At 63.7% G+C, this 20,503-nt stretch carries 24 protein-coding genes and 1 tRNA gene; 10 read left to right on the top strand and 15 right to left on the bottom strand.

Annotation, left to right across the window (positions count from 1 at the left end):
* Positions 1 to 22: 22 nt before the first annotated feature.
* Positions 23 to 628: a MarR family winged helix-turn-helix transcriptional regulator gene (locus D1227_RS04480; protein ID WP_119376100.1), complete on the top strand. Its 606-nt coding sequence runs from the start codon at positions 23 to 25 to the stop codon at positions 626 to 628.
* Positions 629 to 631: 3 nt separating this feature from the next.
* Here D1227_RS04480 and D1227_RS04475 read toward each other — a convergent pair whose 3' ends face one another.
* Genes D1227_RS04475 through ccmA form a run of 5 tightly spaced genes read right to left on the bottom strand, consistent with a single transcriptional unit; the run spans position 632 to position 3,296 of the window.
* A complete protein-coding gene (locus tag D1227_RS04475) occupies positions 632 to 1,141 on the bottom strand; it encodes a redoxin family protein (protein WP_233352884.1) in 510 nt (169 codons plus the stop codon).
* A gap of 8 nt (positions 1,142 to 1,149) precedes the next feature.
* A complete protein-coding gene (locus tag D1227_RS19890) occupies positions 1,150 to 1,302 on the bottom strand; it encodes a hypothetical protein (RefSeq protein WP_158586560.1) in 153 nt (50 codons plus the stop codon).
* Positions 1,303 to 1,308: 6 nt separating this feature from the next.
* Positions 1,309 to 2,040, bottom strand: coding sequence for a heme ABC transporter permease CcmC (gene ccmC / locus D1227_RS04470; RefSeq protein ID WP_119376023.1), 732 nt, complete (start codon positions 2,038 to 2,040; stop codon positions 1,309 to 1,311).
* A 21-nt stretch (positions 2,041 to 2,061) separates the two neighbouring features.
* On the bottom strand, positions 2,062 to 2,724 hold the full coding sequence (locus D1227_RS04465) for a heme exporter protein CcmB (RefSeq protein WP_119403926.1): 663 nt from the start codon (positions 2,722 to 2,724) through the stop codon (positions 2,062 to 2,064).
* Positions 2,721 to 3,296, bottom strand: a complete 576-nt coding sequence (gene ccmA, locus D1227_RS04460; RefSeq protein ID WP_119376021.1) for a heme ABC exporter ATP-binding protein CcmA — start codon at positions 3,294 to 3,296, stop codon at positions 2,721 to 2,723. Before ccmA ends, D1227_RS04465 begins: the two co-directional genes overlap by 4 nt.
* A 135-nt stretch (positions 3,297 to 3,431) precedes the next feature.
* Here ccmA and acnA point away from each other — a divergent pair, with 135 nt between their 5' ends.
* Both acnA and D1227_RS04450 read left to right on the top strand, forming a co-directional pair.
* Positions 3,432 to 6,206, top strand: coding sequence for an aconitate hydratase AcnA (gene acnA / locus D1227_RS04455; protein ID WP_119376099.1), 2,775 nt, complete (start codon positions 3,432 to 3,434; stop codon positions 6,204 to 6,206).
* 103 nt (positions 6,207 to 6,309) lie between these two features.
* Positions 6,310 to 6,975 (top strand): DUF1223 domain-containing protein, encoded by a 666-nt coding sequence (locus tag D1227_RS04450; RefSeq protein WP_158586559.1) that lies wholly within the window; start codon positions 6,310 to 6,312, stop codon positions 6,973 to 6,975.
* A gap of 9 nt (positions 6,976 to 6,984) precedes the next feature.
* On the opposite strand, the gene phaR is transcribed toward D1227_RS04450, so the two are convergent.
* Positions 6,985 to 7,611, bottom strand: coding sequence for a polyhydroxyalkanoate synthesis repressor PhaR (phaR, locus tag D1227_RS04445; RefSeq protein WP_119376019.1), 627 nt, complete (start codon positions 7,609 to 7,611; stop codon positions 6,985 to 6,987).
* Positions 7,612 to 7,782: 171 nt separating this feature from the next.
* Between phaR and phbB the strand changes: the two genes are divergently transcribed.
* Entirely contained in the window at positions 7,783 to 8,508 is a 726-nt protein-coding gene (gene phbB, locus D1227_RS04440) for an acetoacetyl-CoA reductase (protein ID WP_119376018.1), read from the top strand.
* A gap of 11 nt (positions 8,509 to 8,519) precedes the next feature.
* Here phbB and D1227_RS04435 read toward each other — a convergent pair whose 3' ends face one another.
* The gene (locus D1227_RS04435; RefSeq protein ID WP_119376017.1) at positions 8,520 to 9,287 is read right to left on the bottom strand and encodes a thermonuclease family protein; all 768 of its coding nucleotides are present in this window, start codon (positions 9,285 to 9,287) and stop codon (positions 8,520 to 8,522) included.
* Between the two features lie 52 nt (positions 9,288 to 9,339).
* On the opposite strand from D1227_RS04435, the gene D1227_RS04430 reads away from it, so the two are divergent.
* A tRNA-Arg gene (locus D1227_RS04430) sits at positions 9,340 to 9,416 on the top strand.
* Positions 9,417 to 9,419: 3 nt separating this feature from the next.
* On the opposite strand, the gene D1227_RS04425 is transcribed toward D1227_RS04430, so the two are convergent.
* Complete coding sequence (locus D1227_RS04425) at positions 9,420 to 10,649, bottom strand: kynureninase (protein WP_119403924.1); 1,230 nt, start codon at positions 10,647 to 10,649, stop codon at positions 9,420 to 9,422.
* 71 nt (positions 10,650 to 10,720) lie between these two features.
* On the opposite strand from D1227_RS04425, the gene D1227_RS04420 reads away from it, so the two are divergent.
* A complete protein-coding gene (locus tag D1227_RS04420) occupies positions 10,721 to 11,692 on the top strand; it encodes an alpha/beta hydrolase family protein (RefSeq protein ID WP_233349588.1) in 972 nt (323 codons plus the stop codon).
* Here the strand turns inward: D1227_RS04420 and D1227_RS04415 are convergent.
* The 3 genes from D1227_RS04415 to D1227_RS04405 are packed head-to-tail and all read right to left on the bottom strand — an operon-like array spanning position 11,689 to position 14,286.
* A complete protein-coding gene (locus tag D1227_RS04415) occupies positions 11,689 to 12,648 on the bottom strand; it encodes an N-acyl homoserine lactonase family protein (RefSeq protein ID WP_119403922.1) in 960 nt (319 codons plus the stop codon). The genes D1227_RS04420 and D1227_RS04415 overlap by 4 nt on opposite strands.
* Before the next feature lie 43 nt (positions 12,649 to 12,691).
* The gene (gene hisI, locus D1227_RS04410; RefSeq protein ID WP_119376013.1) at positions 12,692 to 13,093 is read right to left on the bottom strand and encodes a phosphoribosyl-AMP cyclohydrolase; all 402 of its coding nucleotides are present in this window, start codon (positions 13,091 to 13,093) and stop codon (positions 12,692 to 12,694) included.
* Positions 13,093 to 14,286 carry a CaiB/BaiF CoA transferase family protein gene (locus D1227_RS04405; protein WP_119403921.1) on the bottom strand — a complete coding sequence of 398 codons (1,194 nt, stop codon included), beginning with the start codon at positions 14,284 to 14,286 and terminating at the stop codon, positions 13,093 to 13,095. The genes hisI and D1227_RS04405 overlap by 1 nt, the downstream gene beginning before the upstream one ends.
* 29 nt (positions 14,287 to 14,315) lie before the next feature.
* Between D1227_RS04405 and D1227_RS04400 the strand changes: the two genes are divergently transcribed.
* Positions 14,316 to 15,212, top strand: a complete 897-nt coding sequence (locus D1227_RS04400) for a hydroxymethylglutaryl-CoA lyase (RefSeq protein ID WP_119403920.1) — start codon at positions 14,316 to 14,318, stop codon at positions 15,210 to 15,212.
* Positions 15,213 to 15,314: 102 nt separating this feature from the next.
* Positions 15,315 to 16,109, top strand: a complete 795-nt coding sequence (locus tag D1227_RS04395) for an SDR family NAD(P)-dependent oxidoreductase (RefSeq protein ID WP_119403919.1) — start codon at positions 15,315 to 15,317, stop codon at positions 16,107 to 16,109.
* A gap of 7 nt (positions 16,110 to 16,116) precedes the next feature.
* Here D1227_RS04395 and D1227_RS04390 read toward each other — a convergent pair whose 3' ends face one another.
* Together D1227_RS04390 and gloB are read right to left on the bottom strand one after the other, a co-directional pair.
* Positions 16,117 to 16,557, bottom strand: coding sequence for a cupin domain-containing protein (locus D1227_RS04390; RefSeq protein WP_119403918.1), 441 nt, complete (start codon positions 16,555 to 16,557; stop codon positions 16,117 to 16,119).
* A 2-nt stretch (positions 16,558 to 16,559) separates the two neighbouring features.
* A complete protein-coding gene (gloB, locus tag D1227_RS04385; RefSeq protein WP_119403917.1) occupies positions 16,560 to 17,321 on the bottom strand; it encodes a hydroxyacylglutathione hydrolase in 762 nt (253 codons plus the stop codon).
* A 45-nt stretch (positions 17,322 to 17,366) separates the two neighbouring features.
* Between gloB and D1227_RS04380 the strand changes: the two genes are divergently transcribed.
* Both D1227_RS04380 and D1227_RS04375 read left to right on the top strand, forming a co-directional pair.
* The gene (locus tag D1227_RS04380; protein WP_119403916.1) at positions 17,367 to 18,176 is read left to right on the top strand and encodes a class I SAM-dependent methyltransferase; all 810 of its coding nucleotides are present in this window, start codon (positions 17,367 to 17,369) and stop codon (positions 18,174 to 18,176) included.
* A 29-nt stretch (positions 18,177 to 18,205) separates the two neighbouring features.
* Positions 18,206 to 18,550, top strand: a complete 345-nt coding sequence (locus D1227_RS04375; protein WP_119376006.1) for a P-II family nitrogen regulator — start codon at positions 18,206 to 18,208, stop codon at positions 18,548 to 18,550.
* A 74-nt stretch (positions 18,551 to 18,624) separates the two neighbouring features.
* On the opposite strand, the gene D1227_RS04370 is transcribed toward D1227_RS04375, so the two are convergent.
* Entirely contained in the window at positions 18,625 to 19,236 is a 612-nt protein-coding gene (locus D1227_RS04370; RefSeq protein WP_119403915.1) for a methionine biosynthesis protein MetW, read from the bottom strand.
* Positions 19,236 to 20,372: a homoserine O-acetyltransferase MetX gene (metX, locus tag D1227_RS04365; RefSeq protein WP_119404043.1), complete on the bottom strand. Its 1,137-nt coding sequence runs from the start codon at positions 20,370 to 20,372 to the stop codon at positions 19,236 to 19,238. Before metX ends, D1227_RS04370 begins: the two co-directional genes overlap by 1 nt.
* Positions 20,373 to 20,503 lie beyond the last annotated feature (131 nt).

The following is a 20,503-nucleotide window of genomic DNA, read 5'->3' as shown; positions in this document are numbered from 1 at the left end:
TACAAACGAGGATAAGGTTGCGATGACTGAGCAACAAGCAGAGGCATCATTTGATCTGTCGGCGTCGCCGAGCCACTTGTTGCACCGTGCGCAGCAATCTGCCGTCAATCTTTCTTCGAGCGCCCTCGCAGAGCAGGGGCTGACACTTCGCCAGTTCGCCGTGCTCGCCGCGCTTGCCAGCGAAGAAGGACAGAGCCAGTCGCGCCTCGTCGACAAGACGGGGATCGACCGCTCGACCCTCGCCGACATGGTCGGACGGATGGAGCGCGCCGGCTATATCAAGCGGACGGACTCCAAGGAGGACCGCCGGGCCAAGACGGTGTCCCTGCTGGCCAAGGGGCGCAAGGCTTACGAGGCTGCCCTGCCGGCGGTCGAAGCTGCCGACAAGCAGGTCCTCGACATGATCCGGGCCAATCGCCGCGTCGGCTTCCTGGCATCCCTGGCCTCGATTGGCGGGCCGGAAGAAGAGGCTGAAGTCCTCGAGGACATGGCCGCCGCCGAGAGCGAGGACGCTGACAAGTCCAAGGCCAAGCCCAAGAAGGCGAAGACCGCGAAAGCGGCAAAGGCCGACAAGGCGGACAAGTCGAAGACCGACAAGAAGAAGAAAAAGAAGAAGAAGAAGAAATAGGCGTCAGCCGGCCAGCGCCGCGCTGACCTCCGCTGCGCGTTGTTCATCGAGCACACCGCGAACGTGCAGGATGATCTTGCCTTCAGGGCTGATCACGAATGTCTCCGGCACGCCCGTCAGGCCGAAATCAAGGCCGCCCTGCCCGCTCCGGTCGACCCCAATCTCGACAAATGGGTTACCAAGCTCGGCGAGGAATTCGCGCGTGGCTTCGGGCGCGTCCTTGTAGGCAAGGCCGTAGACCTGTCCCGGATGCGCACGGGCGAGCCGGGTGATGTCGGCATGCTCTGCCCGGCAGGGCGCACACCAGCTGGCGAACAGATTGACCATGACCGGCTTGTCGCCGGGCGGCGGCGCAAAGCCGATCGTCCGGTTTTCATCGTCCAGCAGGGGAAAGACGCGATCAGGGGCGACCCGGTCTGTCTTGGCGGTGAAGCTCTCCTCCGGCGGACGCATCAGCTGCACAGCGCCGAGCACGCCAAAGCCGAGCAGCGCCGCGAGCGGCAGAATGGCCATCCAGCGCTTCATCGCGTCTCGCTCGCCTGCAGCCGCTCAAGCCGGCGCTTGGCCATGCGCGCCTTCAGCCCGGCATAGATGCCCAGAAGCGCCGGCACGGTGATGCCGATGATCACGATGGCCCAAATGAAGGCCGCATTGGTTTCAAATTGAGGGAGCATGACCGGTCAGCCTCCTGCCAGCTTGCGGGCCATGATCACATCGCCGCGCCGCTGCCAGACTTCGGCGCGCATCAGCGTCAGGGTCAGGGCCGCAAAGAAGATGAGATGGCCGAGCGCACCGATCAGCAGCGGCGTGAGATAGATGGCCGGCATGGCCGGGCCGTCCATCCGGATCACGCTGGCACTCTGGTGGATCGAGGCCCAGATATCGACCGAAAACTTGATCAGCGGCACGTTGACCGCCCCGACCATGGCAAGGATGGCGCCCGCGCGGGCAGCTTTCTGGCGCGTGTCCATGGCGGCACGCAGGGCCATATAGCCGAGGAAGAGAAAGAACATCAGCAGCACCGACATCATCCGCGCATCGTCCCAGAGCCACCATGTGCCCCAGGTCGGCTTGCCCCAGATCGCGCCGGTGGCCAGGCACATCGCCGTATAGCCCGCCCCGATCGGCGCGATGGATTTTGCGGCCATGTCGGCCAGCTCGTGGCGCCAGATGAACCAGACGAAGCTCGCCACGGCGAGCCCCATATAACTGCCCATGGCCAGCCAGGCGGATGGCACATGGATGAACATGGCGCGCATGATATCCCCGCCCTGGTAATCGTCCTGCGGCACGACCCACAGCGCCTGCCAGAGGCTCCAGGCAATCAGCAGAATGCCGGCCACAAGACAGGCCGGCGCGAGCCAGCGCGACAGCTTCATGAACCGGTGGGGATTGGCAAAGATCGAAATCATGGCGCTCTCAATACTAGGCGATCAGTCCACGGCCAAGCGAAGCGCCGCAGATGCGGCGAAAGGCGCAACCGCCAGGGCAAACAGGGTCGAGGCTGCGAGGAACAATATGTTCGGCCCGACGGCCCCCGGTTCGGCCGCGAGCGCGCCGAATATGGCGGTCGGCACGAAGAGCGGCAAGGCGAGCAGCGCGATCAGCAATCCGCCGCGCGGGACGCTGGCCGCCAGCGCACCGGCCACCCCGCCCCAGGAGAAGAAAGCCAGTCCGCCCAGCCCATAGGCGAGCATGGCTGGCAGAAGCTGGTCGGCCGGCAGCTGCAGGGTGATGCCGATAAGCGGCGTCAGCAGGACCAGCGGCAGGCCAGAGACGGTCCAGTGCGCAAATATCTTCGCCGTCGCGATGAGAAAGAGCGGGCATGCCTCCTGCGCCCAGAGCTCCAGCGTGCCGTCTTCAAGGTCGGCCTGGAACAGCCGCTCCATGGAAACCAGCGAAGCCAACGCCAGTGCAACCCAGAGCACGCCTGTCCCGATGGCGGCGAGCTGGTTGGCTTCAGATCCCACGGTAAATGGCACGAGCATCGCCGCCCCGGCGAAGAAACCGATCGGCAGCAGCGCGCCCGCGCCGCCAGCCCAGGCTTCGGCTAAGGCTTGCCCGAAGGCCGCGCGGATGGGGGCGGGCGATCTCACAGCACCACCTCCCGGCTCGCGCCGAATGGAACGTCGCCATGCAGGGCCGCGATGACACCGCCGCCCAGCTCGAGCTGCGCCGCGATCAGGCTGGCAAGCAGGTCCCGCCCTTCCGCATCGAGGGCGTTGAACGGTTCGTCAAGCAGCCAGATCGGGCGCTCGACCAGCAGCAGCCGGCCAAGCGCGGTGCGCCGGCGCTGACCCGCCGAGAGCAGCCGGCCCGGCACATCCATAGGGCGTTCGAGCCCCATGCTCTTCGCTATGCCTTCGGGAGACAGCGTACTGCCCCAGACACGCGCCCAGTGGGTAAGATGCTGGCGCGGGGTTTCATGCGGCTTGATGCCATCGCGATGACCGAGCCAGTGATGCGCACCGCTGCTTTTCACCTCGCCCGTAGCGGGCTGGCTGAGCCCCGCGAGCATGCGCAATAGCGTGGACTTGCCCGACCCGTTCGGCCCGCGCAGCACAAGCGCCTCACCCGGGCGCAGGCTGAGATGCAGGCCCGAAAACAGGATCCGTTCGCCGCGAACAGCACCCAGCCCGTCAGCCTCGATGAGCAGGCCGCCTGTCAAAACCGTTCCCGCAGGTCAATTGCCGCACAATGCTGCGATTGCACATCGCCCGATACGCTAGTAAGACGCGGGCAACGAAGCGCCGCGCGGCCACGCGCGTCCCACCCGATGATGCAAGAAGAGGTCACGCCCACGATGCCATCCCTTGACAGTTTCAAAGCCCGCCGCACCCTCGACGTCGACGGAAAGTCCTACACTTACTACTCGCTCAAGGCTGCGGCCGAGAACGGTCTTGGCGATGTCTCACGGCTTCCCGCATCACTCAAGGTGCTGCTGGAAAACATGCTGCGCAACGAGGATGGCAAGACAGTCACCAAGGCAGACATTGTCGCCTTCAAGGAATGGCTCGACAATAAGGGAAGTGCGCAACACGAAATCGCCTACCGCCCGGCCCGCGTCCTGATGCAGGACTTCACCGGCGTTCCGGCGGTTGTTGACCTCGCCGCCATGCGCGACGCCGCCGAGAAGCTTGGCGCCGATGCCGAGGCCATCAACCCGCTGGTGCCGGTTGACCTGGTGATCGACCACTCCGTGATGGTCGATTTCTTCGCCAATGAGGACAGCTTCGAGAAGAATGTCGAAATCGAATATGAGCGCAATGGCGAGCGTTACGAGTTCCTGCGCTGGGGCTCCAAGGCCTTCCGCAACTTCCGCGTTGTGCCGCCGGGCACAGGTATCTGCCACCAGGTGAACCTGGAATATCTCGGCCAGACCGTCTGGACCCGTGAGGAAGATGGCGAGACCATCGCCTATTTCGACACCTGCGTCGGTACCGACTCCCACACCACAATGATCAACGGCCTTTCGGTCCTCGGCTGGGGCGTCGGCGGCATCGAGGCTGAAGCCGCCATGCTCGGCCAGCCGGTGTCGATGCTGATCCCGGAAGTCGTGGGCTTCAAGCTGACCGGCAAGCTCGCCGAAGGCGCGACAGCGACCGACCTCGTGCTGACCGTCACCCAGATGCTGCGCAAGCATGGCGTGGTCGGCAAGTTCGTCGAGTTCTTCGGCCCCGGCCTTGCCAACCTGACCCTGGAAGACGAAGCGACCATCTCGAACATGGCGCCGGAATATGGCGCGACCTGCGGCTTCTTCCCGGTCGACGAGGAAACCCTTTCCTATCTCTCCGACACGGGCCGCGACCCCGAGCGCGTCAAGCTGGTCGAAGCCTATGCCAAGGCACAGGGCTACTGGCGCCCGGAGATGCCGGATCCGGTCTACACCTCGACGCTGGAGCTCGATCTCGGCAGCGTCGTTCCTTCGCTCGCCGGTCCCAAGCGCCCACAGGACCGCGTCTTGCTGTCAGAGGCCGACACGGCATTCCGTGACGCGCTGAACGAAATTCGGGGCGGCTCCAAGGATCCGAACACCACCCCAGGCTCGCGTGGGGAAGCCCGGTTCGTCGATGAAGGCGCAACGAGCGTCTACACCCATCCGGAATCCTATGGCGTCTCGATGCATTCTGTTGAAGGCACCGACTACCATATCCATGACGGCTCGGTCGTCATCGCGGCGATCACCTCGTGTACCAACACCTCCAACCCGTCCGTCATGCTGGCCGCCGGCCTTCTGGCCCGCAACGCGCTGGAAAAGGGCCTTGCCCGCAAGCCTTGGGTGAAGACCTCGCTGGCCCCCGGCTCCAAGGTCGTGACCGACTATCTCGCCCGCGCTGGCCTCCAGGACGATCTTGACGCGCTGGGCTTCAACCTTGTCGGCTATGGCTGCACGACCTGTATCGGCAACTCCGGCCCGCTGCCGCCCGCCGTTTCAAAGGCGATCAGCGAGAATGACCTGGTCGCCGCCTCCGTCCTGTCGGGCAACCGCAACTTTGAAGGCCGGATCAGCCAGGATATCCGCGCGAACTATCTCGCTTCCCCGCCGCTGGTCGTCGCCTATGCGATCGCCGGCTCACTGCACGTCAATCTGACCACCGACCCGCTCGGCAAGGACAAGGACGGCAATGATGTCTACCTCAAGGACATCTGGCCGACCTCGCACGAAATCGCCGAAGTGATGCGCAAGTCGGTGACACCGGAGATGTTCACGGAGCGCTATGGCGACGTCTTCAAGGGTGACGAGCACTGGCAGAATATCTCGGTTACCGGCTCGAAGACCTACTCTTGGCCGGCCGGCTCGACCTATGTCCAGAACCCGCCCTATTTCGAGGGCATGAGCGTGGAACTCGACAAGGCCGAGGACGTCAAGGATGCGCGCATCCTGGGCCTCTTCGCCGACTCGATTACGACCGACCACATCTCGCCTGCTGGCGCGATCAAGGCATCCAGCCCCGCAGGGCGCTACCTGCAGGAACACCAGGTGTCCCCGGTAGACTTCAACTCCTATGGCTCGCGGCGCGGCAACCACCAGGTCATGATGCGCGGCACCTTCGCCAACATCCGCATCAAGAACCAGATGGTCCCCGGTGTCGAAGGCGGCGTGACCGTCCACCAGCCGTCGGGCGAGCAGATGGCGATCTACGACGCGGCCATGAAGTACAAGGATGAGGGCGTTCCGCTCGTCGTATTCGCCGGCAAGGAATACGGCACCGGCTCGTCGCGCGACTGGGCCGCAAAGGGCACGATCCTTCTCGGCGTGAAAGCCGTCGTCGCCGAAAGTTTCGAGCGCATCCACCGCTCGAACCTGATCGGCATGGGCGTCCTTCCGCTGCAGTTCAAGGACGGCCAGAGCTGGCACAGCCTCGGCCTCGACGGCTCAGAGCAGGTCTCGATCAGCGGCATCGATTCGATCAGCCCGCGCCAGGACCTCGACGTCATCATCAAGAAGAAAGACGGCTCCACGGTCACCGCGAAGACGCTCGTGCGGATCGATACCGAGAACGAGCTCGACTACTTCCGCAATGGCGGCATCCTGCACTATGTGCTGCGCAATCTCGCCCGCGAGGCTGCGGCCTGAGGATCAGGTGAAGCGGCCCGCAATCGGCGAATGTCAGCGATTGCGGGCCGATCACAGCACGGTGATTTCATTTCAGCCGCCGAAAACGCTATCTCACGCAGCGATGAAAAATTTCCCCCCATCCAGCTTGCTCGCGCTTGCAACCCTGACACTCGCCGCCGGCCCGGCCGCTGCGGAGCGTCAGCCTGTGCTGATCGAACTTTTCGCATCGCAGAACTGCAATGCCTGCCCCGCCGCGCATCGCACGCTCAAGGCCGTTCAGGCCGAGCAGGGCGACAATGTCATGGTGCTGACCTGGTCGGTGGATTACTGGGACTATCTCGGCACGCCGGACCCGATGGCGCTGCCTGTGGCCAGCGAGCGCCAGGCCGCCTATGCTGATCGGCTGGGCGTTCGTGCGCCTTACACGCCGCAATCGGTCTATGATGGCGCCAAACAGTGCCCGGCGACACGGCGCGCGGCGGTCGACGAGAACATCGCGCTGCGCACCGCTGCAGACCGGCCCGGTGAAGTTTCAGTCGCGGTTCTGCCCGGCAACCGTTTCAGCCTCGACGGGCATACGCCCGCCCCGGCCGAGGTCAACCTGGTCGAATTCCTCGACGCACCGGCCAATCCGACACCAATGGTACACCCGGTCACGCGGGCATCGACGCTCGGCCTGTGGACGGGCGGCCATGTCAGCTTCAGCTATGACTGCGAGGCGAGCTGCGTCGCCATTGTGCAGGCGCCGAATTATGGCGAGGTCTACGCCACGCATCGGCTGAAATAGGCAAGCAGCCTACTTCTTGGAGAGGCTTTCCAGCTGCTCCTGCATCATCTTCATCTGCGCCTTCAGCGCAGACATGGCTGCATCGCGCTCATCCTCTTCGGCGGTCTTTGCCTCCGGTTCGGGATCACTGCGCTTCGGCTTCTCGGTCTTGCCGTGCGGATCGCCCGCCGGCATCCCGCCGGACATGACCGAGGGAGGCGTGAACATTTTCATCGCCTGCTCGAACATTTCCATGTTGCGGCGCGCCTGGTTCTCGAACATCGCCATCGGATGGGCCCCGCCCATGGCCTTCTTCCAGCGCTCCTGGGACTCGGCGAAGCTGTTCATGCTCATGTCGAGCCAGGCCGGCAGCATGGACTGGGCGCCGCCGCCATAAAAACCGATCAGCTGGCGCAGGAAGGAGAGCGGCAGCGCACCATCGCCCTTGGTTTCGCGTTCGAAGATGATCTGCGTGAGAACGGCGCGCGTCAGGTCTTCGCCGGTCTTGGCGTCGCGGACTTCGAAATCGACTTCGCGCCGCACAAGATCTGCAAGATGGTCGAGCGTGACATACGATGAGGTAGATGTGTCATAAAGCCGCCGGTTAGCGTACTTCTTGATCACAACCGTGCCATCGTTGCCGTTTGCCTTAGTCATTTCGTGCCCTTTTCTCCGCCCTTTGCGGCGAATTTATTGCTGTTTGGCGCCGATCTTCGCATGTCGCCGCCTAACTTTCAAAATCGCCCTTTTGTCTTATACATATCATGCTTACACCAGATTGAGCAGATGCAGCGAAATTTTTGCTGCGCAATAAGCAGGGAGGAATAAATGGGACGAGTGGCCCTCGTGACAGGTGGTACAAGAGGTATCGGGCGCGCAATCAGCGAACGCCTGAAAAAGGACGGATACGCCGTCGCCGCGAACTATGGCGGCAACGAGGAAGCCGCCAAGCTCTGTGAACAGGAACTCGGCATCAAGTGCTACAAGTTCGACGTCTCGGACTATGATGGCGTCGGTGCCGGCCTGAAGCAGATCGAGAGCGATCTCGGCCCGGTCGATGTTGTCGTCAACAATGCCGGCATCACCTGGGACGGCCCGTTCCACAAGATGACCAAGGAGCAGTGGGACAAGGTCATCGATGTCGACCTCACCTCCGCCTTCAACGTGACCCGCCAGGTCTGGGATGGCATGCGTGAGCGCGGTTTCGGCCGGGTCATCAACATCTCGTCCATCAACGGGCAGAAAGGCCAGTTCGGCCAGGCAAACTATTCCGCCGCCAAGGCCGGCCTGATCGGCCTGACCAAGGCGCTGGCCCAGGAAGGCGCCAAGAAGGGCATCACGGTGAACGTGGTCGCGCCGGGCTATATCGATACGGAAATGGTCCGCGCCGTGCCGGAGAAGGTTCTGGAGTCAATCATTTCGACCATTCCGGTCGGCCGTCTCGGCAAGGCCGAGGAGATCGCCTCCATGTGCGCCTATCTCGCCTCCGAGGAAGCTGCCTTCATCACGGGCGCAACAATGACTGTGAACGGCGCGCAGTACATCGCCGGCTAGGCCTTAAAGCCTCAGTCAAGACTTTCGAGATGCAGCGGATGGACGAGTTCAAGGCGCTGGCCGCTCGTCCATCCGCGTATGCGGACGGCTGTCCCTTCCGGGGCTGAACAGGCCGGCCGGGCCGAAAAGGCCATGTCGATCACAAGGTCGGCCCCGCGCATCCGCCGCGTGCAGAGGATGGTGCGTACCTCCTCCTTCGGGCGGGGCGCCTCGTCGCCCAGCACACCCTCAACGATGAGGAAGCCGCGCCTGTCCGGTGCGATATCGCTGGCATTGATGGCGTCATAGGCGATCAGGCGCCACAGGCCGCGCGCCTCTTCCCGGGCGGCCTTCTCGGCCTCCATCAGGGTTTCGCCGCCGCCATCGGTGTCAGGATAGAGCCGGACGCGAACATCGCCGCGCCGCACGAGTTCGAGATTGACCCAATAGTCCGGACCCTTGCTATCGGCCGTCACGACATGGGCCAGCGCGCGGTCATATCGGTCGCGGGTCAGGCCGGGATAGTAGAGCCGGACGTCCCGCCCCATGACGAGATCCTCAAGTTCGCGGGCAGCTTCCTCAGCAAAGGGCTCGCCGGGACGGTCACGGCCCTCGCGCACGGGCGCCTCGATGCCGACAAGGCGGACGCTCTGGCCGGTATCCAGCACCAGCGCGTCGCCATCGATCACTCTGACCACGCGCCCGCGCTCGCCCGGCTGCATGCTGTCGAGCGGCGAGGAAGGCGAGCAGGCGCAGACCACAAACAGGGCAACAGCCGCAAGGATCTTCCTTCTCAGCATCGCCGCCTCTTCAACCCCACGCAAAAACAAGGTATCGCACACTTTCTGGCAAGACCCCGTAGCTCAGCAGGATAGAGCAACAGATTCCTAATCTGTAGGTCGCGCGTTCGAATCGCGCCGGGGTCGCCAGGCTCATGTCACTTTTGAGCGCTGGCGGAAGGCCGGGTCGTCCCAGGCGCGGGTTGCGAGTATGTCGGCGAGCGCATCAAGCGCGTCCCAGACGTCGGTGAACCGCAGGAAAAGCGGCGAAAGGCCGAAACGGATCGTGTCCGGTTCGCGGAAGTCGGCGAGGATGCCGCGATGGATAAGCGCCTGGACAATCTCGTAGCCGTTCGGATGACGCAGACTGACATGACCACCGCGCCTGCGCCCATCGCGCGGTGAAGCGACCTCGAGTCCAAGCGCATCGGCGCGGGCGATAACAAGCTCGCCGAGCGCTCTCGCCTTGTCGTGGACGAGGCTCATGTCGATGCTCTCAAAGACTTCGAGCGCGCCTGACAGGGCCGCAAGGGACAGGATCGGCGGGGTGCCGGACGCAAAACGCTGGATGCCGCTTGCCGGTGCATATACCGGCTCAAAGGCAAAGGGCTTTTCATGGCCCATCCAGCCCGGCAGCGGACTTTCAAGCCGAGAAATCGTATCGGCACGTACATAGAGGAAGGAAGGCGCCCCCGGGCCACCGTTCAGGTATTTGTAGGTGCACCCTGTTGCGAGTCGCGCACCCGCCTCTTGCAGGTTCACATCTGTGACGCCGGTCGCATGGCTAAGGTCCCAGACAATCACGCCTCCAGACGAATGCGCAACGCCTTCGGCGGCCGCCATATTGCGGATCTCGCCGGATCGGTAGTTTACCGCGCTGAGAACCAGCACGCCGCCTGAGCGCTCAAGATGGGCGAGCCCGTCACCGGATTTCGCGCGCACAAAGTCACGTCCACTGAGCTGCGAGAGCGCTTCGATGATATACTGGTCGGTCGGGAATTCATCTTCCTCGACAATCAGTGCCGGCGTTCTCGCAATCGACCGGGCGGCGGCTGCAAGTTTGAACAGGTTGATCGAAACACTGTCAGCGATGATGACTTCATCCTGGCGCGCGCCGATCAGGCGGGCGAGCGATGCGCCGACCGTGCGCGGCAGGTCAAACCAGCCGGCCGAATTCCACGCCTTGACCAGTTCATTGCGCCAGTGGCCGGACGCCGTCCGCTCCAGCTCATCGAGCGCAGAATGCGTTGCAGGCCCCAGGGAATGGCCAACAAGGTAGGTCTTGCCGTCCGGCAGGTCGAACAATTCGCGCGCATGGCCAAGCAGGTCGTGGCTGTCCAGCGCCTCTGCCTCGCCCCGGTCTGCGGGAATGACATAACTCATGAGGACCTTTCCCTTGCAACGGATTACGCGTGCCGTACTCATTGAACCGTCGGAAAGGGAAAGGGCAATGCATGAGATGCCGCGCAATCATGATCGCCGCAGGCGCCGCGCTTGCCGCTGCCTGCACAACGCCGCCGCCGGGCGAAGCCCCTGCAGGCGACGAAGCCGCGGTTGAGACAGAGCGCCCCGCCAGTCTGATGCAGTGGTCCGACCTTCTCAGCCGCGACAGGCCGGAGCCAAGCCGGTCAATCGAGATCGGACCCGATCCGGACATCGATGTGGTTGATGTCTGGCTGCCGGAGGGCGCCGGCCCGCACCCGACGGTGTTGATGATCCATGGCGGCTGCTGGCAGAAGGCCATCGCGGACCGCACGCTCATGAACTATGCGGCCGAGGCGCTCCGCATCGAGGGCTTCGCTGTCTGGAACGTGGAGTATCGCGGCGTCGACGAAGAAGGCGGTGGCTATCCCGGAACGTTTCTGGATGTGGCAAATGCGGCTGACGCGCTAGCCAGGCATGGCGCAGCGCTCGGTCTCGAAACCCGTCGCGTCGCAGCCTTCGGTCATTCTGCAGGCGGGCACCTGGCAGTCTGGACGGCGGCGCGCGCAAACCTGCCCGAGGCCAGCCCGCTTTTCGCGGCAGCGCCTCTGGAGCTGGCTGGCGTGATCAACTCCGGCGGGCTCGCAGACCTCGAAGCCTCCGCGCCTGTCACCGCGCCGACCTGCCTCGCCAATATCCTGGACACTCTGACCGGTGCCCCGAGCGAGGAACGGCCGAACGTCTTCTCCGACACTTCACCGGCTGAGTTCCTGCCGCTCGATACGCGTATTATCAGCGTGAATGGTGCACTGGACCGGATCGCTCCGCCGGAACTTGGCCGCGGGCTTACAGAGAAGATCAAGGCAGCCGGTGGAGCGGCCGACTATGTCAACGTTCCCGCGAGCGGTCATGTCGAACTCGTCGCGCCGGGCACGCTGGCCTTCGACATGCAGATCGCAGCCCTGAAGCAGCTCCTTGGCGATCCGGCGGCCGAGAGCGACTAGCGCATCACCTCAGGCAGGTCGTCCGTATCGGCCGGCTCGTGCTGGATGATGACCTTGGCGCCGAGTTCGGCGGCACGGTCCTCGAACGCTTCCATCGATTCCAGCGTTTCGGCCTCGCTCGTATTGAATTGCGGCACGCGCTTCAGCTCGCGGCTTTCAGTGCGGTGATAGAGATCGCCGGTCAGCATGACAGGACCGGTCTCCGGCAGGTTCACCAGCAGCGCGGCATGGCCAGGCGTGTGGCCGGGCGTCATGAAGATGATCACCGAGCCGTCGCCGAAGACATCGTGATTGTCGAGGATGATCTCATGCTGGAGCACCTCGAAGCCGGGGAACTGGCTGCCCGCATCCGCGCCGCCTTCGGTTTCGGCATCCTCAGCAGGCGCTTCTTCGGAGACGTCGGGCTCAGGGAACATGTGATCGTATTCGAGCTGGTTCACGAGCCAGGTCGAACCATCGATGAGGTCGACCTGTCCGGAATGGTCGAAATGGCTGTGCGAGATGGAGACGTATTCGATATCCGACATGGAGAGGTCGCGCTCGGCGAGCTGCTCGGCGATCGTCTTTTCGAGAGAAACGGTGAAGACACCAGTCGTCTGTTCGTCCTGCGTCGTCAGGATGCCCGGCAGGCCGAGGTCCCAGAGCAGGTCGCCCTCAGGGTGGCGGATGAGCCAGCAGGTGTCGGTAAAGGTGTCGGACTGGCCAGCATAGTCGCCGGCGGTCGAGAAGATATCGAGGTCGGAGACGTAGATGCTGCCGCAATCGAGCTTGATGAGCTGCAGCGCATCGACACCTTCTTCGGAAGCCGTCTCCGGCGCGACGACCGCATCGGTCGCGCCAGTATCGGTTTCCGGTGCATCGGTCTCGCTGTTCGCCCCCTCGTTCCCCGCCGGGCCTGAACACGCCGCCATGGCAAGGATGAATGCGCTGGCCGTTGCAAGTACGATCTGTTTCATCAGACTAACCCCGTAAAAAATACCCTGTGATTCCCTGCGGACTCTAACCGTCCGTCCCTGTGAAAGAAAGCGCAGACCCGGCCGCGTCGATGCGGCGATAAAAACAGCTCTTGCGATCGGTGTGGCAGGCAGCGCCGCGCTGGCGCACTTTCAGGAGCACCGCGTCCTGGTCGCAGTCGACCAGAATGTCGGCAACTTCCTGGGTATGGCCCGAACTCTCGCCCTTGACCCAGAGCGCCTCGCGCGAGCGCGACCAGTACGTCGCCCGGCCGGTCCGGATCGTCTGCGCCAGCGCATCGGCATTCATCCAGGCCAGCATCAGGACCTCATCGGTCTCGACGTCCTGTGCAATCGCCGCGACGAGCCCGTCGGCGTTGAACCGTGGCCTGATTTCGAGGGTCTCGTCCTGAGAGGCCCCTTCAAGCGGGTGTTTGTATGTCGACATCAGATGACGCCCTCCTGCCTGAGTCCGGCCTGCGCTTTCTCGTCATAGCCGATCGCCGCGAGAATCTCGCTGGTATTTTCACCAAGCGCCGGCCCGGCCCTGTCGACCCTGCCCGGCGTGTCCGACAGTTTCGGGAAGACGCCCTGCATCGGCACCTCGCCAAGAAGGGGATGCGCGACTTTGATGATCGCTTCTCGCGCCGCGATATGGGCATCCGCCAGCATGTCCCTTGCCGTGTTGACGGGGCCGCAGGGCACACCGTGTTCCTCGCACCGGGCCAGCACGTCAGCGACCGGGTGCTGGCGCGTCCAGGCGCTGATCTTTTCATCCAGGTCCTGCTGGTTCTCGCCGCGCGCATCATGCGTGGCGTAGCGCGGATCATCCGCCCAGTCCTTGCCGCACATCGCAGACAGCCGGCGGAACAGCGTGTCCTGGTTGGCCCCGATGATGACCAGTCCGTCCGCACACGGGTAGACGCCGGACGGGGCGATCTTCGGCAGGATCGGCCCGGTGCGCTCGCGCGTGTGCCCAGCCAGGGCATATTCCGGGATGAGGCTTTCCATGAAGGCCATGACGCTCTCATAGATAGCCGCATCGACGACCTGGCCCTTGCCGGTGCGCTCACGCGCAAATAGCGCCAACATTGTCCCAAGCGCCGCAAACGTGCCGGTCATTGTGTCGCCCAGCGAGACACCCGCGCGGGCAGGCAGCCGGTCCGGCTCACCGATCAGGTGACGCAGGCCGCCCTTCGCTTCCCCGACGCTGGCATAACCCGCCTTGTGGCTTTCCGGACCCGTCTGGCCATAGCCGGAGACCCGCGTGATCACGAGGCGCGGATTGATGGCATGCAGGACGTCCGGGCCAAGGCCCCAGCGTTCGAGCGTGCCCGGCCTGAAATTCTCCACCAGCACGTCCGCTGTTTCGACAAGGTCCTTGAGGATGGCCTGGCCACGTTCGGTGCGCAGGTTCAGCGTCATCGACTTCTTGTTGCGCGCGATGATCGGCCAGAAGAGGCTCTGGCCATCGACCTTGGCGGCGCCCCAGCCGCGGGCCGGGTCCGGTGCGTCGGGCGCCTCGATCTTGATCACTTCGGCGCCGAAGTCGCCTAGCAGCTGGCCGCAGAAAGGCCCGGCGATCAATTGGCCGAGTTCAAGGACGCGTAGGCCGGCAAGCGGTAATATTGGGTCTGTCATCTGATCTCCAACAGCACTAGAAGACGCTCATGACAAGACGCATCGATATAGTTGAAGTCGGCCCGCGCGATGGACTGCAGAACGATCCGGGCAATCTGACGACGGCCCAGAAGCTGGAATTCATCGCCCGGCTGGAGGCATGTGGCGTAAGGCGGATGGAGTCCGGCAGCTTCGTCTCACCCAAGGCTGTGCCGAAAATGGCCGACAGCGCTGAAGTCTTCATGGGCCTCGACCGGTCCCGGTCGACCCGTCATATCGCGCTGGCGCTTAACGAGAAGGGCGTTCGCCGCGCCATCGATGCAAAAGCCGACGAGATCAATTTCGTGCTTGTCGCGGGTGAAGGCTTCGGCCGGCGCAACCAGGGCATGAGCCCATCGGAAAGCGCCGACATGCTGGAGCAGTGCGCCCCGCTGATCCATGAGGCCGGCATTCCCCTGTCTGCAACCATCTCGGTGGCGTTTGGCGACCCTTATGATGGAGAGGTGGACCCGGCTGTCGTGGCCAACCTCGCGGCCCGGGCGCAAAGGGCCGGGATCGGCGAGCTGGCCCTCGGCGATACGATCGGGGTGGCCTCGCCCTGGCAGGTGCGTGCCCTGATCGAGCGCGTGCTGATCGAGGCGCCCGACGTCTTCCTGCGCATGCACTTCCATGACACGCGCGGCGCCGCGCTTGCCAATGTCGCCGCCGCCATCGAGGAGGGCGTGGACGTCATCGACGCCAGCTGCGGCGGGATTGGCGGCTGCCCCTTTGCGCCGGCGGCGACCGGGAATGTCGCGACAGAGGATGTTGTCTACATGCTGGAGCGCTCGGGTTTCGAGACCGGGCTGGACCTGTCGAAGCTGATCGAAACAGCCAAATGGCTGGAAACCGTTCTCGGCCATCCCGTCAGTTCCAGCTTGAGCAAGGCCGGCCCTTTCCCCGCCTGATCGCTGCCCTCGCGTCAGACTTGCGCGGCAATTGCGCTCGCGTTCTTGTCGACGAATATCAGAGCCCCTCGCACAGCGGCTCGAAGAGGAGGGAGACAACAGATGACACATCGATTCCAGGACCGCGTGGTCTGTATTACCGGGGCCGCCAAGGGGATCGGCCGGCAGGCTGCGCTCAGCTTCGCCGCAGAGGGCGCCATCATCGTCGCGACCGATATCGAGGCTGAAGCAGGCCAGTCGCTCGTTTCCGAGATCGAGACAGCCGGCGGCCGGGCGCAATTCCTCGAGCACGACGTCACCTCCGAAGACGCATGGGCCGGTGTCATCGATGGCATTCGCAAGGATCATGGACGCCTCGATGTGCTGATCAACAATGCCGGGATTGGCATGACCGGCCTTGCACACGAGATGGAGCTGTCGCTCTGGCGCAAGATGATGGCGGTGAATGTGGACGGTGTCTTCCTGGGTGTGAAGCATGCCCTGCCGCTGATGAAATCGGCAGGCAAAGGCAACATCATCAACGTCTCATCCATAGCCGGCATCCGCTCGACCGCGAATTTTTCCTGCTATTGCGCGACGAAGGCCGCCGTGCGCAGCTTCACCAAATCCGTCGCGCTTGAATGCGCTGAGGCCAAGGACGGCATCCGGGTCAATTCCATCCACCCTGGCATCGTCTCGACCGCCATCTGGGACACGCTGATCGGAACCGCCGAAGGGGCTGACAGCAACATGCCGCGCGATGCAACGCTTGCCGGCATGACCGCCGAGGGTGTCCCGTTCGGGCGCGCCGGCACGATCCAGGAAATTGTGAACGGCATGCTGTTCCTCGCCTCGGATGAAAGCAGCTACATGACCGGGGCGGAACTGGTCATCGATGGCGGCGCGACCGCAGGCTGAGCTTTGCTCAGGTTTGCGGGCGCCAGCCCTCAGGCGCGAGTTCGAAGCCGGCAAACTCGAAGCCCGGCGCCACGAAGCAGCTCACCAGCGTCCAGGCGCCAAGGCTCTCAGCCGTCTGCCAGTGATCCTTCGGCACGACCAGATGCGGGTTCTGCCCGGCGCGGAGATCGGGCCCGAGCGTGTTTGCCGCCGCGCCCTTGCCGTCCGGCGGAGAGATGGTCAGCGACAATGGGCCGCCGGCATGCCAGGCCCACACCTCGTCGGCGTCGACCCGGTGCCAGGCGGACACCTCATCGGCTTCGAGCAGGTAGTAGATTGTCGTGCAGGCGCCCCGGCCCTCGCCCGCGCTGCGATAGATTTCGGCATAGTGCCCGCCTTCGGGGTGGGGTTTGAGGCCAAGCAGGCGGATGATTTCCCTGGCGCCGAGATCGCCGGATAGCGCCGGCATCCTCAGAAATTGTCCTTGCGCTGTCGGATCTCGGCAAAGGTCGAGACCGGATCGCCGGGATGACCCATTGCAGCCTGAAGGGCTGGATCGTCCGCGCGCAGGAACGGATTGGCCTCAAGCTCGCGCGACAGGATGGTCGGCACGGTCCAGTCGCCGCGCTGGCGCTTCAGCTTCACGTCTTCGGCGTAGGCTGCGAGCTTTGCATTGTCAGGGTCGACCGTCACGGCAAACCGCGCATTGGCGGCCGTGTACTCATGCGCGCAGTAAATTTTCGTCTCGGGCGGCAGGTCTTTCAGCCGGGAGAGCGAGGACCACATCATCTTCGGGTCGCCCTCGAACACCCGGCCGCAGCCGAGCGCGAACAGCGCATCGCCGACAAAGGCCACTTTCGCGTCGGGAATGTAGTAGGCAATGTGGCCGAGGGTGTGGCCCGGCACGTCAATGACCTTCACCGTCAGCTCGCCGAGCTTCAACGTGTCGCCACCGCGCATCTGGTCTTCGATGCCGGGGATTTTCTGCGCCTCGCCTGCCGGACCGATGATGCGGCAACCGGTCTCGTCCTTGATCTTGAGGTTGCCGCCAGCATGGTCCGGATGCCAATGCGTGTTCCAGATGGCATCGATGGTCCAGCCGAGAGACTTTGCCTCTTCGAGATACTTGGCACCGTCAGGCGTATCGATGGCAACCGTCATGCCGCTTTCGCGGTCATGGACAAGGAAACCGTAATTGTCATTCAGGCAGGGGAATTGGTGAATGTCGAGCATGACCCCATTTAACGCTATGATACCCAGTCGAAACAAGGGGTTTTAATGAGACTGTCCGCGGAGGAACTCGACGGATTTTATAGCAGCCGCCTCGGCGAGGCAGCGGCTTACCTCATCATGAAGCGTCTGGGCGACCTTTGGGGCGACTGCAAAGGCCTCAATGTATTGGGCATGGGATATGCCCATCCCCTGCTGTCGGCCTATGCCGGAACCGCCCGCGCCTGCATCGCCGCCACGCCCCAGACATCGCCGCAAGCCGTCTGGAGCGCGAGCGACCGCGGGATATCGACCTGCCTCGCCGAAGAAGACCGCCTGCCTTTCGGCGACGGCGCCTTCGAGCGGATCGTCCTGCTCCACGCCATAGAGGAAGCCGACAGCCCGCGCGCGGTCCTGCGTGAAGCCTGGCGGCTGCTGGCACCAGAAGGCCGCATGCTCGTCGCGGCTGCCAACCGGACCAGCCTCTGGTCCCTCTTCGAGAACACGCCCTTCGGCCATGGCCGCCCATGGACGCGCCGCCAGTTGATTGCCTATCTCAACGACCACCTCTTCCAGGTCACCGCCAGTACGACGGCCGTCCATGTCCTGCCGATCCAAATGGATTTTCTGGCGGCCAGCGCTGAAGGCTGGGAGAAGGTCGGTGCCCTGCTCACACCCGGGCTGGGCGGTGTGGTCATGGTCGAGGCGACGAAAAGACTCTATGCTCGGCCCGGCGGCGGCGCCGTTGCGCCCGTGACCGGTTTGGCACCCGGGCGCAAAGGAGTTGCACAACTGCCTAGAAAAGAGGCAGACGTGGAAAGCGTTCGAAAACACCGAAATTCTCGCGTTGACCGCTCATCGGGCGCGCGCTTTGATTAACCTGTTAGAAATTGGGAGGCTTTGGGGCCATGAAACTTATTACCGCCATCTTCAAGCCAAGCCGGCTTGATGCCGTCATCGACGCTCTGAGCGAAGCAGGCGTTGCAGGCCTGACTGTCTCGGAAGTCCGCGGCTATGGCCGGCAGCAGGGCAAGACGGAAGTCTACCGCGGCGCCGAATACGAAGTTCGCCTTCTGCCGAAGGTGAAAGTCGAAGTTGCCTGCGCGACCGGCGATGTCGACCGGCTGTCGGAAGCCATCATCAGCGCGGCCAATACCGGCACAATCGGCGACGGCAAGATTTTCGTATCCGGTCTGGACTCGGTCGTCCGGATCCGCACCGGCGAAAAGAACGAGCAGGCGCTCGCAAGCTAAAGGCGTCTCTCTCGGGAGTGCCAGAAAGCCGGCTGGGGGTCAGGGCCCAGCCGGCTTTTTCATGTCTGGTCTGTTCAGTTTCGGCTTCGGCGCAGGTGCAGGATGACTTCGTCCGCACCCCAGTTGAGCCGCGACAGGCCCGTACTCCGAAACTCGCCCACCTTGCCATTCCGCATCGGCGCCATGGCGACCATTTCCAGCCCCATGGCATGCGTCAGGTCAATCATGTCGCGGGCTGTCGATGGGTGCAGCGCGCCGTCATCGTGCCAGTCCCGATGGCCTGGCATGCGCCCGGTTGTGACGAGGGAAAAGCGCCGCTGCCACAGTCCGAAATTGCGGAAGGATACGATCATTTCCGGCGCGATCCGGGCAAGTTCCTGCAGCACGAAGGCCGGCCGGCGCATCTGCTGGATCGCCTTGGACAGGATGGCGACATCGAAACCGTCATCGGGAAAGACTTCGAGATCACTGTCGGCGTCGCCCTGTATGACAGACAGCCCGCGCGCCAGCGCAATGCCCGCCTCATGCGGCGACAGCTCCAGCCCGCGAGCATTGACCTGCTTCTGCTCTTTCAGCAGCGCGAGCAAGTCACCATTGCCGCAGCCGACATCCAGAACCCGCGCACCGGCGGGAACACGTGAGGCGATGGCGAGGTGGTCGGCGCGGATCGAACGGGTTTCGCTCATCAGATTCCCCGCAATTCAGCATTTGCGGTGAGGAAACCGGCAAGCGCCTTTTCATAGACCGGCTCATCCAGCAGGAAGGCATCGTGGCCCTTGTCGCTCTCGATTTCGAGGTGGCTGACTTCAGCGCCAGCCGCCGCCAGCGCGCGCGTGATCTCGCGGCTTGCCTCAGGCGGATAGTGCCAGTCCGAGGTGAATGAGAACAGGCAGAAGCGGACCGGGGTCCCCTTGAAGGCTTCAGCAAGCCGGCCATTGTAGCGCGCAGCCATGTCGAAATAGTCCATGGCGCGGGTCACATAGAGATAGGAATTGGCGTCAAACCGGTCGACGAAGGAATGCCCCTGATATCGCAGGTAGGATTCGACCTGGAAGTCCGCATCGAAACTGAAGCTTGCCTTTTCTCGGTCTTGCAGGCCGCGGTCGAATTTCCGCTTCAGCGCCGACTCAGAGACATAGGTGATGTGGGCGGCCATCCGCGCAATGGCGAGGCCGCGCGCCGGGCGGCGCCCCTCGGCGAGATATAGCCCGTCACACCAGTCAGGATCGGCCATGATCGCCTGTCGTCCGACTTCGTAGAAGGCAATGTTCTGGGCCGAATGGCGCGCGGCCGTTGCAATCGGGACGGCCGTGAAGACCTTTTCCGGCGCCTGCACGGCCCATTCCAGCGCCTGCATGCCGCCCATGGAACCACCCATGACCGAGAAGAGGCTGTCTATGCCGAGCGCCTCGATGAAGGCGCGTTGGGCGCGGACCATGTCGCCGATGGTGATCACCGGAAACCGCGTGCCCCAGGGCTTGCCATCCGGGCCGGGCGAGGCCGGGCCCGTCGTGCCCATGCACCCGCCGAGCACATTGGTCGCGATGACGTGGAAGCGATTGGTATCAATCGGCTTGCCGGGCCCGATCATGCGCGGCCACCAGGCTGGCCGCCCGGTGACAACATTGTCGGAGCCGGCGAACTGGTCACCGGTCAGCGCATGGCAGACCAGGATCGCATTCGACTTGTCGGCGTTCAGTTCGCCCCAGGTTTCATAGGCGATGCGAACAGTCTCCAGCGTCTCGCCACAGTCGAGCGACAGCGGCCCCGGCAGGGCCAGCTGCTTGACTTCACTTGGCGAAAGGCGCGTGGTATCCGGCATCGTGCGCTTGAGGTGTCCGCAGCGGCGCCGGAAGTCAAGCAGCCTCTCCATTGCGACGCCGCCTTGCACATCGCCGACTTGATTTTCGGCCCGTCTTTGCTCAGGAGGACGGCCAGACATGGAGCGATCAG

Origin of the sequence: Henriciella mobilis, from assembly GCF_003576315.1 — a bacterium.
Classification (GTDB): Bacteria; Pseudomonadota; Alphaproteobacteria; order Caulobacterales; family Hyphomonadaceae; genus Henriciella; species Henriciella mobilis.
The sequence above is the reverse complement of the archived record's forward strand: the minus strand, read 5'-3'. Positions and strand labels throughout refer to the sequence as shown.

Coding starts and splice junctions, on each gene's coding strand:
- metX (WP_119404043.1), bottom strand. CDS start 20,372: ATGCCGGATACCACGCGCCTTTCGCCAAGTGAAGTCAAGCAGCTGGCC.
- D1227_RS19890 (WP_158586560.1), bottom strand. CDS start 1,302: ATGCTCCCTCAATTTGAAACCAATGCGGCCTTCATTTGGGCCATCGTG.
- D1227_RS04390 (WP_119403918.1), bottom strand. CDS start 16,557: ATGCCGGCGCTATCCGGCGATCTCGGCGCCAGGGAAATCATCCGCCTG.
- D1227_RS04400 (WP_119403920.1), top strand. CDS start 14,316: ATGACAAGACGCATCGATATAGTTGAAGTCGGCCCGCGCGATGGACTG.
- D1227_RS04370 (WP_119403915.1), bottom strand. CDS start 19,236: ATGAGCGAAACCCGTTCGATCCGCGCCGACCACCTCGCCATCGCCTCA.
- hisI (WP_119376013.1), bottom strand. CDS start 13,093: ATGTCGACATACAAACACCCGCTTGAAGGGGCCTCTCAGGACGAGACC.
- phbB (WP_119376018.1), top strand. CDS start 7,783: ATGGGACGAGTGGCCCTCGTGACAGGTGGTACAAGAGGTATCGGGCGC.
- D1227_RS04415 (WP_119403922.1), bottom strand. CDS start 12,648: ATGAAACAGATCGTACTTGCAACGGCCAGCGCATTCATCCTTGCCATG.
- D1227_RS04435 (WP_119376017.1), bottom strand. CDS start 9,287: ATGCTGAGAAGGAAGATCCTTGCGGCTGTTGCCCTGTTTGTGGTCTGC.
- D1227_RS04480 (WP_119376100.1), top strand. CDS start 23: ATGACTGAGCAACAAGCAGAGGCATCATTTGATCTGTCGGCGTCGCCG.
- D1227_RS04420 (WP_233349588.1), top strand. CDS start 10,721: ATGAGATGCCGCGCAATCATGATCGCCGCAGGCGCCGCGCTTGCCGCT.
- D1227_RS04475 (WP_233352884.1), bottom strand. CDS start 1,141: ATGGCCATTCTGCCGCTCGCGGCGCTGCTCGGCTTTGGCGTGCTCGGC.
- ccmC (WP_119376023.1), bottom strand. CDS start 2,040: ATGATTTCGATCTTTGCCAATCCCCACCGGTTCATGAAGCTGTCGCGC.
- phaR (WP_119376019.1), bottom strand. CDS start 7,611: ATGACTAAGGCAAACGGCAACGATGGCACGGTTGTGATCAAGAAGTAC.
- gloB (WP_119403917.1), bottom strand. CDS start 17,321: ATGCTCGACATTCACCAATTCCCCTGCCTGAATGACAATTACGGTTTC.
- D1227_RS04425 (WP_119403924.1), bottom strand. CDS start 10,649: ATGAGTTATGTCATTCCCGCAGACCGGGGCGAGGCAGAGGCGCTGGAC.
- acnA (WP_119376099.1), top strand. CDS start 3,432: ATGCCATCCCTTGACAGTTTCAAAGCCCGCCGCACCCTCGACGTCGAC.
- D1227_RS04375 (WP_119376006.1), top strand. CDS start 18,206: ATGAAACTTATTACCGCCATCTTCAAGCCAAGCCGGCTTGATGCCGTC.
- D1227_RS04395 (WP_119403919.1), top strand. CDS start 15,315: ATGACACATCGATTCCAGGACCGCGTGGTCTGTATTACCGGGGCCGCC.
- D1227_RS04380 (WP_119403916.1), top strand. CDS start 17,367: ATGAGACTGTCCGCGGAGGAACTCGACGGATTTTATAGCAGCCGCCTC.
- D1227_RS04450 (WP_158586559.1), top strand. CDS start 6,310: ATGAAAAATTTCCCCCCATCCAGCTTGCTCGCGCTTGCAACCCTGACA.
- D1227_RS04405 (WP_119403921.1), bottom strand. CDS start 14,286: ATGACAGACCCAATATTACCGCTTGCCGGCCTACGCGTCCTTGAACTC.